Source organism: Morganella psychrotolerans, from assembly GCF_001676055.1.
In the GTDB taxonomy this organism is placed as follows: domain Bacteria; phylum Pseudomonadota; class Gammaproteobacteria; order Enterobacterales; family Enterobacteriaceae; genus Morganella; species Morganella psychrotolerans_B.
Map to the genome: position 1 here is coordinate 1 of NZ_LZEX01000009.1, position 12,326 is coordinate 12,326.

12 protein-coding genes and 3 pseudogenes are annotated in these 12,326 nt (G+C 40.9%); 5 read left to right on the plus strand and 10 right to left on the minus strand.

Features of this window, described 5'->3' with window-relative positions; genetic code table 11:
* Positions 1–318, plus strand: a 318-nt coding sequence (locus AYY17_RS07540; RefSeq protein ID WP_156656665.1) for an integrase core domain-containing protein, incomplete at its 5' end; no start/stop codon positions are given.
* Between the two features lie 112 nt (positions 319–430).
* Here the strand turns inward: AYY17_RS07540 and AYY17_RS07545 are convergent.
* Positions 431–1,144 carry a PmeII family type II restriction endonuclease gene (locus AYY17_RS07545; RefSeq protein WP_067422666.1) on the minus strand — a complete coding sequence of 238 codons (714 nt, stop codon included), beginning with the start codon at positions 1,142–1,144 and terminating at the stop codon, positions 431–433.
* Between the two features lie 114 nt (positions 1,145–1,258).
* Here AYY17_RS07545 and AYY17_RS07550 point away from each other — a divergent pair, with 114 nt between their 5' ends.
* The 3 genes and pseudogenes from AYY17_RS07550 to AYY17_RS07555 form a co-directional block, all read left to right on the plus strand.
* The gene (locus AYY17_RS07550; RefSeq protein ID WP_235845325.1) at positions 1,259–2,101 is read left to right on the plus strand and encodes a DNA cytosine methyltransferase; all 843 of its coding nucleotides are present in this window, start codon (positions 1,259–1,261) and stop codon (positions 2,099–2,101) included.
* A 49-nt stretch (positions 2,102–2,150) separates the two neighbouring features.
* The gene (locus AYY17_RS22200) at positions 2,151–2,510 is read left to right on the plus strand and encodes a DNA cytosine methyltransferase (RefSeq protein WP_235845326.1); all 360 of its coding nucleotides are present in this window, start codon (positions 2,151–2,153) and stop codon (positions 2,508–2,510) included.
* 265 nt (positions 2,511–2,775) lie between these two features.
* A pseudogene (locus AYY17_RS07555) lies at positions 2,776–2,910 on the plus strand (transposase); the annotation flags it as partial.
* Positions 2,911–2,935: 25 nt separating this feature from the next.
* On the opposite strand, the pseudogene AYY17_RS07560 reads toward AYY17_RS07555, so the two are convergent.
* Positions 2,936–4,032 (minus strand): annotated as a pseudogene (locus tag AYY17_RS07560) (IS3 family transposase).
* 680 nt (positions 4,033–4,712) lie between these two features.
* Between AYY17_RS07560 and AYY17_RS07570 the strand changes: the two are divergent.
* Positions 4,713–5,553 (plus strand): annotated as a pseudogene (locus tag AYY17_RS07570) (restriction endonuclease).
* A 314-nt stretch (positions 5,554–5,867) separates the two neighbouring features.
* Here AYY17_RS07570 and AYY17_RS07575 read toward each other — a convergent pair.
* The 8 genes from AYY17_RS07575 to AYY17_RS07610 form a co-directional block, all read right to left on the minus strand.
* Complete coding sequence (locus AYY17_RS07575; RefSeq protein ID WP_067366174.1) at positions 5,868–6,095, minus strand: hypothetical protein; 228 nt, start codon at positions 6,093–6,095, stop codon at positions 5,868–5,870.
* Between the two features lie 162 nt (positions 6,096–6,257).
* Entirely contained in the window at positions 6,258–6,575 is a 318-nt protein-coding gene (locus AYY17_RS22630) for a YdgH/BhsA/McbA family protein (RefSeq protein WP_082981321.1), read from the minus strand.
* 137 nt (positions 6,576–6,712) lie between these two features.
* On the minus strand, positions 6,713–7,315 hold the full coding sequence (locus tag AYY17_RS07585) for a glutathione S-transferase family protein (protein WP_067422670.1): 603 nt from the start codon (positions 7,313–7,315) through the stop codon (positions 6,713–6,715).
* Between the two features lie 120 nt (positions 7,316–7,435).
* Entirely contained in the window at positions 7,436–8,131 is a 696-nt protein-coding gene (locus tag AYY17_RS07590) for a helix-turn-helix transcriptional regulator (RefSeq protein WP_067422757.1), read from the minus strand.
* Positions 8,132–8,216: 85 nt separating this feature from the next.
* The gene (locus AYY17_RS07595; RefSeq protein ID WP_067422672.1) at positions 8,217–8,684 is read right to left on the minus strand and encodes a very short patch repair endonuclease; all 468 of its coding nucleotides are present in this window, start codon (positions 8,682–8,684) and stop codon (positions 8,217–8,219) included.
* Between the two features lie 209 nt (positions 8,685–8,893).
* Positions 8,894–9,724 (minus strand): YadA-like family protein, encoded by an 831-nt coding sequence (locus AYY17_RS07600; RefSeq protein ID WP_067422674.1) that lies wholly within the window; start codon positions 9,722–9,724, stop codon positions 8,894–8,896.
* 187 nt (positions 9,725–9,911) lie between these two features.
* Positions 9,912–11,033 carry a DNA cytosine methyltransferase gene (locus tag AYY17_RS07605; protein ID WP_067422676.1) on the minus strand — a complete coding sequence of 374 codons (1,122 nt, stop codon included), beginning with the start codon at positions 11,031–11,033 and terminating at the stop codon, positions 9,912–9,914.
* Positions 11,034–11,146: 113 nt separating this feature from the next.
* Positions 11,147–12,316 (minus strand): adhesin, encoded by a 1,170-nt coding sequence (locus AYY17_RS07610; protein WP_156656666.1) that lies wholly within the window; start codon positions 12,314–12,316, stop codon positions 11,147–11,149.
* Positions 12,317–12,326: the final 10 nt, after the last annotated feature.

Consider the following 12,326-nt stretch of genomic DNA (forward strand, 5'->3'; position numbering starts at 1 on the left):
GAATATATCCGGGTGGACAACGGACCAGAATTTATATCGGATAAACTGGTTCAGTTTTGTACAGAAAACGGAGTGGCACTGAATTATATTCAACCGGGAAAACCGCAGCAGAACGGGTTTATTGAGCATTTTAACGGATCATTCCGTCGTGAGTTTTTAAATACGTATTTATTTGAATCACTGAGTCAGGTAAAAGAAATGGCCTGGTTCTGGATGCAGGATTACAACCGGAACCGGACACATGAAAGCCTGAATAATCTTCCGCCTGAGATTTACCGGAAGCAACTGGAAAACTCTAATCAGGACTGTTTAAGATAAGGGGAAGTGGACATCTCCTTTACACAGTAAGGTACTTCAGCTATTTTTGCGCGGTCATTGTCTGACTGGGCAGTTGGGTCTTTAATGTGATAACTAGTCTGAACTAATTCAACTATAGTGATGAAAGTTGTTGAATCTTATCTGTATTAGCTAACTCAGTTATTACTCTATTCAGTTCCTGACTATAATCTGCTTCAATAGCTACAGAGGTAATAGCTTTAATTAAGTCGGCATAAAAATCTTCATCTCCAGTCAATCTCAGCCAAAAATCTTGCCCTATGATGACGGGATATTCATATTGAGAAGTAATCCTTTTATAGTGTGAACTTAACTCACTACGATCACCATAGAGAACACCAACGATCATATCGTCTCGATGTATTCTGATATTATTGGTTCTAGCTAAGTTCCTAACGCCTGTAAAGTGACCCGCTATAGATTCAACGTCATCTTTATTTATGGTATTTGGCCCAGCTTTTAGCTGACAATACTTTTTATTACCATCGATACGATCTGTAAATTCAATATCAACACCAGCAGTTGTACTACCATATGTTTCTTTAATGATACTTAAGAAACTCTGCATATGAGTACCAAATGATGTTGTAATTGAGGTGCTTAGTACGCGTGGTAATACTAATGCTTTTGCTATGCTTTCAGGGGATGCATTTCCTGTAAGGTACTTAGCTAGATAAACGGCTAAAAACGGATTAATGTTAAATTCATTAGGGTTTACTAATTTTTCTGTGTTTTTGATATGATTTTTTGCAATTGATTCTGAGAACCATTCCTTGACCTTTGCTAGGATAACCTCTTTGCTGCTCATAATTTCACCATGCTAATCAATCTCATAATATATAGAAGTTTACTCAACATTAACGCCATACTACTGTATAATAGGACAGTGTTAATCAATTAAATTGGAAGCGTCAGATGAGTGATGTCCAAAAAAAATCAACTAATTAATTCCTGTGCTAACGAATATTTCACTTTAGAAGTATTAGCAGATATTTTATCAGAATCCAAGAGAACTATCGAAAGTTGGGTGTCAAGAGGTATAATTAAACCTGAATCTATTGATAATCGACTTTTTATTCATCATTCTCAGGTTAAACATTTTCCTGAGGTTCAACTTTTAGATGAAAGTAAATGGGATGACGAATTAAAAACTAAACCGAATCGTCAATACAACCTGGTTGAATTATTTGCAGGTGGGGGCGGATTGGCTATTGGCTTAGAACAAGCAGGCTTTCATAGTGTTTTCCTCAACGAATTAGATAAGTCAGCTTGCTATACATTAAAGCATAATAGGCCTAATTGGAATGTTGTACAGGGTGATATATCTACCATTGATTTTACTAAAATCTATGAAAAGATTGATGTATTAACCGGCGGGTTTCCATGCCAAGCATTTTCTTATGCAGGTAAAAAATTAGGTTTCGAAGATACAAGAGGGACATTGTTTTTTGAATTTGCTCGAGCGGTAAAAACATTACGCCCTAAAGTATTTATGGCTGAAAATGTGAGAGGTTTAATAAGTCATGATGAAGGTAGAACCCTAGAAACAATAAAAAAAATAATTGATGATTTAGGGTACAAATTAATTGAACCTAAAGTTTTAAAGGCACTTTTTTATAAAGTACCACAGAAAAGAGAAAGGCTAATTTTAATCGGAATTAGGAAAGATTTATTTGACGAGGCTCTTTTTGAATGGCCTTCACCATATAAAAAAAATTTTTACTCTGAGAGATGCTTTTTTTGCTGGAGAGTTATATCCATCTAATGTTCCTCCTTCTCTTGGTCAAGCTTACCCAGAAAGAAAAAAATGGATTATGAGTCATGTTCCTCCTGGCGGGTATTGGAGAGATTTAAGTGATGACTTACAAAGAGAATATATGCAAGGTAGTTATTTTTTAGGTGGAGGAAAAACAGGCATGGCAAGGCGTTTGTCATTAGATGAACCGAGTTTAACTTTGACAACTTCTCCAGCACAAAAACAGACGGAGCGTTGCCACCCTATTGAAACTAGACCTCTTCAGGTTCGTGAATATGCGAGAATTCAAACCTTTCCTGATGATTGGGAATTTAAGGGCTCTCTAGGTGCAGTGTATAAGCAGATAGGTAATGCTGTTCCTGTAAATATGGCTGCTGCGTTAGGTAGGGCATTGATTAGATTGCTTAATAAAATATAAACATATGTATTTTAGGTCTTTTATGAAATCACCATCCCTAGGCGTTGGTGATTTTCTTATAAATTAAAAAACAATTATTACCTAATTATACATAAACCATATTGTTTATTATTATATTTTTTCGCTTAATGGTTTTATATTATTACCTATTTTTTTTCCAAGCCATACCCCTTTTCTCCCCACGATTAGCATGAGCATATAGTGGTCTAATTATTCCGGACACCATTTTAGGTGGTAAGATTACCATCTTAACAAGAGGTGTTTCATGACCAAAAAACGACGTTCTTTTTCTCCTGAATTTAAGCATGAAGCAGCCAGTCTGGTTGTTGATCAGGGTTACTCCGTGACGGAAGCCTGCCGTGCTCTGGGTATCGGTGATACGGCGCTCAGACGCTGGGTAATCCCCCCATTTTAAACAGAGGTTTTCAGTAGAATGTGGTTAACTCAGTCCGCCTTTGTATCGGCGTAATACCCCCGAGACCCATGTGTGGTCGCTCATGATTATAATGCCATAACCAATTGGTCGCGACTTCCTGTACTTCACTAATGTGGCTGAAAATAGTCTGGTTCAGCCAATCATAACGCATTGTCCGGTTAAAGCGTTCAATATACGCATTCTGTTGTGGTTTTCCGGGCTGAATATACAACAGTGTTATCTTTCTGTTTATTGCCCATTCCTGCAACTGATGGCTAAGATATTCCGGGCCGTTATCACAACGGATACAATCCGGTTTTCCGCGTCATTCAATAATCTGTTCCAGCGAACGGATAACCCGTGCAGACGGTAATGAAAAATCTACGTCAATGGCCAGTGCTTCACGGTTAAAATCGTCAATAACATTGAATGTCCGGAATGTTCTGCCGTCACTCAACTGGTCATGCATAAAATCCATTGACCAGGTCTGATTAATCATTTCCGGCACTGTCAGCGGAGCCGGTGGCAACCGGATAATCCGGATTTTGGGCTTAATCCGTAAATTCAGTTTCAGTTCACAATAAATACGGTAGACGCGTTTATGGTTCCAGCGGAAGCCTTTTACATTCCGCAGAAATAAAAAGCATAAACCAAATCCCCACTGGTTATTTTTTGTCGTTTGTTCTGTCAGTAAATCGGCAATGAGTTGATTTTCATCGCTAAGTTTTGACTGATAACGGTAACCACTGTTGCTGATACAGAATGTTTCACAGGCCAGACGGATACTGATACCTCTGACCGCCACGGCATTCTGAGCCAACAGACGACGCTGTGGCATGGTTACCACTTTTTTTGCATGGCTTCCTGAATAATTTCGGATTTAAGCCGTTCTTCAGCATACATTTTTTTCAGTCGCCGGTTTTCATCCTCAAGTTCTTTAAGACGGGCGACCATGGAGGCATCCATTCCGCCGAAACGTGAACGCCATTTATAAAAGCTCGCGCTGCTCATACCGTGCTCACGACAAAGCTCGGGAACCGGTGTTCCGGCTTCAGCCTGTTTCAGGATCGCGATAATCTGACTGTCGGTAAAACGTGATTTTTTCATATAAATCTCCCCGATTCATGTTACGAGAAAATTCCACTTATGAACACTCTGGTTTTTCGGGGGGATTACCGTGTAACCCTAAATAGTTTTAATGATAGTTTGAGTATTGGCGATAATGAGCAAACTCTAGGTTTCTATAGTTCAATGAGCGGAGCTGGGAGGAGTGAGTTACTTACAAACGAAGGTATGGCGGAGTACCTTTGGGATAAATTCTTTACTCCTATCCAACAGCGTTATCGTTAAATCAGCCCATATCAGAGTTAAGGTTTTTGATACGGGTAGCCATTAAAGTTTAATGAGCATGCATTTAAGTATACAAAAATTAATCTAAAATTTTATATTAAATAAAAACAATGCATTGTCTATAGAATGCGAGTCCGGCCTTCGCAATCTTAAGTAAAATCAAGCTATCGTGAGGTGGTTTTTTGTGCCTGAAATCGCGGTTTATAGGGCTTATTACCACTTTTCAATCCTCGGCCTGTCTACTCTTTCTAAAATATCGTGTGGCTGGTCAGTAAAACCATCGAAACGCTACAAGACCCGGGAACGGTGCGGAGCCTGAAAGTCTGTTTAAGGGCGGGTAGATAATTATTCCGTGCCTTGAAATTTGGCTTAACATCCATAAAGTTAGGTGACATAGTATAGAAATTCATGTTGAGCATCTCCTATAGAGGATTTCCATGGCGGTTCCGACCTACGATAAATTTATTGAACCAGTATTACGTTTTTTAAAGTATCATCCGGAAGGTATTGCCGCCAAATATGCCCATGAAGGGGCTGCCGAAGCGCTGGGGTTAGATGACAATCAGCGTTCTGAACTCATTTCAAGCGGTCAGTTAGTCTATAAAAACCGTGCAGGCTGGTTTCGAATGGATAAAAAATAACCCGTTTCCGCTGACTAAAGAACAAGTTGCTCACCTGGCTTTTGGCTTTATGAATGTAAAACTCAAAACCAGCCCTGATACAGTAATGCCGGATGGAGATACACAAACAGATGCTGACAATCCCCGGCTGGTTCGCAGCCCGGATGATCGCCTGAATGATGCACTGAAAGAAATCCGTGAATCTGTCGCTCTTGATTTGCTCACAAATTTACTTCAGGTATCCCCTGTCCGTTTTGAATTCATTGTATTAGATGTACTGCATAAATTAGGTTATGGCAGCCATCGTGATGATTTACAACGTGTTGGTGGTACCGGTGATGGCGGAATTGATGGGATCATATCGTTAGATAAACTTGGATTAGAACGAATTTATGTACAGGCAAAACGCTGGCAAGGTACCGTCGGGCGCCCTGATTTACAAGCATTCTATGGTGCCCTTGCCGGACAAAAAGCCAAACGCGGTATTTTTATTACTACATCCGGCTATACCGCTCATGCGATTGAGTTCGCTAAATCGGTTGAAGGACTGGTTCTTATTGATGGTAACCGCTTAGTTAACCTGATGATGGATAATGAAATTGGTGTTAGCTCGAAAATTATTAAACTACCGAAGCCGGATATGGATTATTTTGAGTAGGCATAAATAAGTATATGAAGTTTATTGCTAACCGCATAATCAGAACTAAATTTATAAGAGTTAGCATCTAACTTTATGTTTCGTTAAAGGTTTACAGACTTTGTTGTCTCATTAGGGTTTAATGTAGAAATATCCCGTTTTCGATATTAGCTTTGTCTTATTTAAGCACATAGCTCGATCACAGATGAAGAATAATCAGAGTAAAATATTTTTTTGTTTTTTATCAGAAAAAAGCATGAGATTTTTTATTCTTTGCATAATAGATATTTGTTTTAAGGAAAGTCGCAGGAGTACTCCTGCGACAGTCAGTATAATTACAGAATCGGCAGTGCGATACTTGCAATCATTGCTGCGCCGGAGAGTGCGGTTCCGACAATTCCTGCTGCCATGCCGATAAAGCCCAGGCCGCCAGTGAATGGTGCTGCTACTGCGCCCAGCGGGATTGCCGGGATAGAAAGCATCAGCCCTAATGCGGCCGGGAATGCTAATAAACCAAAACCACCATTTGTTGCTTCCATTTCAACTTGGTTTAATTCTCTCATTTTTTTATTCCTTTATTAAGTACAATGACTATCCATGATTTAATATTTACGGTTGCCGGTAAATATCGGACTGCACATTATATGTTCACTGTTGATTATAAATATATAGGTGTGAATGATGCATTTTTTTATAAGGAGAATACTCTTGAACTGAGCTAATTTTTAATCTGTAGGCGACATTTTCCCTGACATTGGTAAAGTTTCAGCCGGTTGATTAACCTTATTTTTTTTATTTTTCACAGGAGCAGTATCCGGAGTGTCTTTTTGTTTTATCAATGTTGCAGTGACATAAGTTACCCAACCGACTCTGGCGCTGGTAATTTTATATGTTGCTCCGGTTTTTTCGGCCTGTTTGGCAATATTGGCTTCTGCATCAGAGAGAGTGTCACCCCAGGCAGTGATGGTTTGTGCTGTACTCACGGAAGACATAAAAAATAACGCAGAGACCAGTGTTATTTTTAGTATGTATTTGATCATCATATTGCCTTTATTTTCCGGGGACGGATAGGTAATCGTACTGCCGGGGGAGAATAAAATAAAGCAGGAAATGACAGATAAAATTGTATTTTTTATCTGTCATTAGCGGTATGCCGGAGCCAGATTCCCGGAAATAGGATTTATTTTGCAGAGATGACGGAGGCGAATTCCGGGTTTAATGTCAGGCTTTCTATGTAGCGGGCAATAACCGGCGATATTTCAATTAAATTATGTTTTGCCAGAAAAAACAGGAAAGAACCGATATAGACATCAACTGCGGTTAATATGTTACCGCATAAATACGGTTTGGCGTCTGTTAATCCTTTTTCCAGGCAAGCCATCACCCGTTCAAATGATCCGAACCCTGACATGATTTGTTGTTCTTCATTCAGTTTCAGACCCATTTCATGGGCAGTGAATGCAGCTTCAACCGGTCCGGCTGTAAATAAAAACCAACGGTAATAAGATGCCCGTGCAGGTGAATCAATTGCAGGAGCGAAACCCTTTTCAATAAATTTATCAGCAAGATACATGCAAATTGCGGCAGTTTCGGTGATGATGTTATCGCCATCAACCAGAGCGGGAACTTTGCCCATAGGGTTAATGGCGAGATATTCAGGGGTATGCATATCCGCACCATAACCGAGTTCAATACGCTGATAAGGAACGGCTAAGATTTTAAAAAATAAATCCACGGTATTCCCGCGTGACATGGCATTGGTATAAAGGGTAAGTCCGCTCATGATGATTTCCTGTTTTTATGTTGAGTTATCATCATAGAGCAGGGGGGTGTCAGAAACTGTCAGGAGTGATTATACCCTTATTCATTCAGGCTGCAGGTTTGTTGGCTGCCTGCCTGAATTTTAAGTGGCGTTGGGTATACACAGAATATCTTTACGCCAGCGTTCGAGTAAATAATGTTTGGGGTAAGGTAATTTATCCGGCAAAACAGTATACGTTTGGATCCTGTCCAGACGGAAATGCCGGTAATTTTGCCGTAATTCACACCAGGCGGCGAGCACCTGAACGTCTTTCATATATCCGACAGCAACCGGCCAGATAACCCGGCTGCTTAATTGTTTTTTTTCATCCTGATAATCAATTTGTGCTTTCAGTTCTTCCCGCAGGCTGCGGCGTAATTCTTTGGCGATTTGATTATCAACCTGAGTAAGTTGTGTGGAGAGAGCAAATAAGGTGCTCTGACTGAATATCACCTGAGATTCATTTTCAACAACAGAGTTAATTTTATTTGCGGCACGTTTTGCCGAGGCTTTCAGTTCATCATCTGCATTATTTTGTACCCAGCGCAAACCAAGGACCAGCGCTTCCAGCTCATTGACATCAAATATCAGCGGCGGCAATAACAAGCCTGATTTCAACTGATAACCGATACCTGCTTCCCCGGTAATTTCTGCACCCTGACAACGTAATGATTCAATATCCCGGTAGATGGATCGCACACTGATTTGTAATTGTGAGGCAAGGGACTCTGCAGTCACCGGGTAGCGATTTTCTTTCAGGATTTGTAATAACGTGAGCAGGCGTTGAGTTCGGGTCATGAATGTATCAGCCGGTTGTTGTTTGTGACGCGGTTGTATGAGGGCATCATAACAGTGATGCATCTATTATAGTACCGGATGATTATCAGGGATTGATAACCAGCCCTTCGTCTGTTATTTCACCGCACATAACACCGCTTAGCAGCCAGGTTTTTATTAATGTGAGCAAAACTTGGTCGTTTAGCCTGGTTTTTCCGGTCAGTGCACACTCGTGGATAATTAATGTGCGGATCCCGGTTTGGTGTAATTCACGGATATTTTTTTCATCACGCGCTTTATTTTCAGACAGTTTTTTTTGCCAGAATTCTGTTCGTGTAGTGGGAAGGCGGAATTTATCACAATCATGCATATGCCAGAAACAGCCGTGGATAAATATAGCTGTACGGTATTTTGCCATCCAGATATCGGGTTTCCCGGGCAGGTTGGCAGGGCACAAGCGAAAACGAAAGCCATTGTTATGCAATAATTTTCGGATGTGGAGTTCCGGTCCTGTATCCCGGTTTTTAATTGCCTGCATATTCCGGGAGCGGGTTTCTTTATTATGCACATCCATAATCCGATATTCCGGCTGAAAGTCTGTTCAGTATAATGACAAGATACTCTCATTATATACCCAACGTCATTCATGCCGCCAACAAACCTGCAGTTCTAATGAATAAGGGTATAAACCGAAAAATCAGGAGGAGGAGCATGAAGATAAATACAATGGGGTAACTATCTGTAATATAACGCAGAGGTATCCCTCTGCGCGGTCACTACTAATTACCAGCCGATGGCAAGACCTGCACCAACAACCGAGTTATTATCGTTATCGAGGGAGGTATTGATACGGATATTTGTATTCTCAAATGGTTTATATTGCGCACCTGCGGCGATGGCATTTCCATTTTTGTAATTACCGACCCCTATCCCGAACGAAAAATTATTTGCAGTAACATAAGGGATTGATGATATAGCGGTTACACCGGCAAGACCTGCATTTACACGTTTTTCAAAAGTATCGATACGCTGTTCATTTTTAGTAAGCTGTGTTTTTATTTTTTTAAATTGTTGATCATGTTTATTCGTCGATTCATTGATTTTATTATTTGTATAGTGTGTACTTGTATTTATAGCATCATTTTTTGAAATGTTAATATTGTCCTGAATATTCTCTGCTTTTTGATTTAATTGCAGAACATTAACGGCATCATTATCTTCAGTGCCTGCAGCCACATTTATTAATTGTTTTTTGACATAGTTGTTCCCGATAGAAACTGTTCGTGAACGACCTGTATATGCACCATACCCGAGTGCAACAGAGTCTTCTCCGGCTGCTCTTGAGTAAGCACCAAGGCTGACAGTATGGTGCTTTTCAGATTTTGCATTGTTACCGACAGCAACAGTATAGTCGCCCTGAGATGTGGCTGATACACCTGAAATAACAGATTTATAGTCGTGATAGCTATCTGAAAATGAATGATATTGAACTGCAGGAGTACTAAAAACAGGGGGTGTGTGTGTGATGTCATACGGTGAATCAGCAAGAGTATTTCCGGTATAACAAGATGATACGAGTAATCCAATAAGCGTGCTGCATTTAATTAATTTCATAATTAATATCCATTTTATTATGTTATTTTTGATTTGTTTCTATTAAAAACGGGCGGAAATATATCAATAAACACGTTTTTTTTACTTTCATATTTCAAACATATTTATTGATTATAAATGTAGTGTCTTTTTTGCATGCAGATATAACTCTGTATAAAATATACAGAGTTATATACCGATGCTGTTTTTATTTTTTCGGGCGAGAAGAACCGGCAGATTTTAGTGCAGAGATTAATTTTTCTGCAATAGCATCGACGACTGTCATACAGACAGAGTTACCAAACTGTTTATATATCTGCCCTTGTGAAACAGCATTGGTAATATAATCAGACGGAAATCCCTGAAGGTCAGCACATTCCCGGGGTGTCAGCTTCCGTGGATTTTTGCCCATGTGAGACTGATCAATCAGAATTTCTGAGCCGTCTTTATAATAACGGGCGCTGAGTGTATTGGTATATTCACTCTCTTCATTAAATAAGCAATAACCGAACCCGTTACCCCGCTCTTTATGTTCTCTTTTCCGTTTCTGATGACCTTCCCATAATTTATCCGAGATGGTAAAGCGATCTTTTTTATATTGCAGTGCATCGTCTGCCAGGGCTTTCCTGCTTTGCAGAATATTGCCGAGCCGGGTAGGGGCATAGCTTGGTTCAGGCCAGGAAAATAAGGTGTCGAAATCAGCATCAGGGAATTGGTTGCGATCAAAACCAACAATAAAAATACGTTCCCGGTTTTGCGGAATACCAAAGTCTGCGGCACGCAGTACCCGGAAATCTACCCAATAATTGAGTTTTTCTGACAGCGCTGTGCGGGCTTCTTCACTCAGCGGAAGATGATCCGGGACGGCTTGTTCATGTGTGCCGCGCAGGATGTCGAGAATGGTTTGTAATGTGCGCCCGCCATCATGTCCGCGTAGTTGCTTTACATTTTCGAGCAGAAAGGCCTTTGGTTTCTTTTCTGTCATAATGCGCTGAATTTCAAAGAACATGGTTCCGCGCGTATCATTAAATCCCTGGCGAAAGCCCGCCTGAGAGAATGCCTGGCAGGGAAAGCCACCGAGCAGTACATCATGATCCGGAATATCTTTTGCGGCTATCTGCGTAATATCGCCGTTGGGGAGATCACCGAAATTGGCAAGATAAGTGCGCTGGGCAAATTTATCCCATTCTGAGGTGAAAACACAGCGTCCGCCCTGTTTCTGAAAGGGAAGGCGGATCCCGCCGATACCGGCAAACAGGTCAATAAAGGTGAATGTGCATTCATCTTTTGGTGACTGCCGGAAAGGGGCGTCCTCAGGGTGTTTTTTCAATGTTATCTCCGGTTCGGTAAACAGCCGCCGGGCAGTGCGCCGGTTTTATCCGGGCACTATAGCACTGCCCGGGGCTCCGGGAAACCTGAGACGGTGGTTAGCTACAAAAAGTATCAGTCATAGGTGGCAATTAGCCAGGCTGATCCCTGGTAATGGCCTGCTTCTGAGTTTGTTCCTTTCAGGTGACTGTTGATAGTGACTGTTTTTGAATCCCGGATATTGATGTTTAGCTCTTTCCCTGACTGACCGGTACTCTCATCTGTTATATTTAAATCGCTATAGATAACCTTTGTTTTATCTGATGTATTTATCATCGGCAGCCGTTTTTGCGGGTCAGAATCCGGCGTATAATCAAGACGAAGCCGGACCTTTGTCAGTGCTGAGAAATTACAAGAGTAGGTTATTTTTTCTTTTACTGTATTGTCATAATTCAGGCTGTTGAGTGTGCCATGGCGAATCTCTAATTGCCCGCCGGTTCCCGTTGATGTACTGGTTTTACACGATGACGGGATATTAATCACAGAGGGTGCTAACCGCAATGGTATAGTTGTTTGTGACATTATGGCAGGAGATGAGGCATCGATTACCGGACCATAGCCAGACCCCCGTGATGAAAAATAAACCTGCAGCCCGCCCAGATCCGTTTGTGGAATATAGAGCTGGCTATCAACCGGTTTATTGACCAGAAAAAATGACAGTTTAAATGGTAATACCTCATTAAATGCAGATGCGCTGACTATTTCTGGTCTGGAGGAGTTTGTTCCTGAGCAGGTATAGATACTTTTTTTACTCCAGTAAGTACTAATAGAATAGTCAATTCCGATGACTAAATTCTTAGTAACATAATAACCCACCATCGTCCCGGATATTATAGTGCGTTGTAATGAGCCGTTCATTGCAAAGTTATGGTGTGCGCCGTCGGGTGGCCCATATGTTCCCTGGTTGGGGCCGAGAGCTGAATAAACTTTTCCCAGACATTTTACCTGCCCTGTTATACTCAGGTTACTGCTGCCTGCTCCAAGGGTTATTGTTGGGCCTATCTGGTAATAATTTATACCGTCTGTTCCTTTTATAGGGATCTCAGACAGTGTTGTATTACTGTTCAGACGGACAAGATAGCCATCTGCCGGATTAACAATATAGGGAATGTAATCTGCACGTGATGATGTATTGGTAATTCCCGTGATCAGCACAGCAGCGGGCAGTAAGCGAAGAATACATTTGCGGATTGCCGTCTGGTCGTGTGTATTTTTTCGGGTATGTGGCTTTATTAATGACATCACGGAAACTCCT